The organism is Salmonella sp. SAL4457 (assembly GCF_046548235.1).
Lineage (GTDB): Bacteria > Pseudomonadota > Gammaproteobacteria > Enterobacterales > Enterobacteriaceae > Salmonella > Salmonella enterica.
In genome coordinates this window covers 1-259 of the sequence record NZ_JBGDZO010000788.1, presented here as the reverse complement: position 1 = coordinate 259, position 259 = coordinate 1, and the positions used below count along the sequence as shown (strand labels likewise).

1 protein-coding gene is annotated in these 259 nt (G+C 56.0%); it reads left to right on the top strand.

The annotated features are described in order from the left end of the window. Positions 1-26: 26 nt before the first annotated feature. Positions 27-259, top strand: a 233-nt coding sequence (locus ACLJNW_RS26320) for a type II toxin-antitoxin system CcdA family antitoxin (protein WP_410961524.1), incomplete at its 3' end; no start/stop codon positions are given.

Genomic DNA, 259 nt, shown 5'->3' with positions numbered 1-259 from the left:
TTCCCAATGCACCCAGGGTCTCCTTCATGCTCCGATTCGACAACGCCCCCAAAAAGGCCACCAATCTTTCGCTCAATAGCAAGGTGCTCGAGATGGCACGCGAATTGGGGATGAATGTCTCTCAGACCGTCGACGGCCTGCTCGCCGTGGAAGTCAAACGCCGCTACTGGGAGAAGTGGAATGAAGAGAACAAGGACGGCATTGCGGCATACAACGCTCGCATAGCAAAGGAAGGGTTGCCGCTCGCCAAGTATCGGAC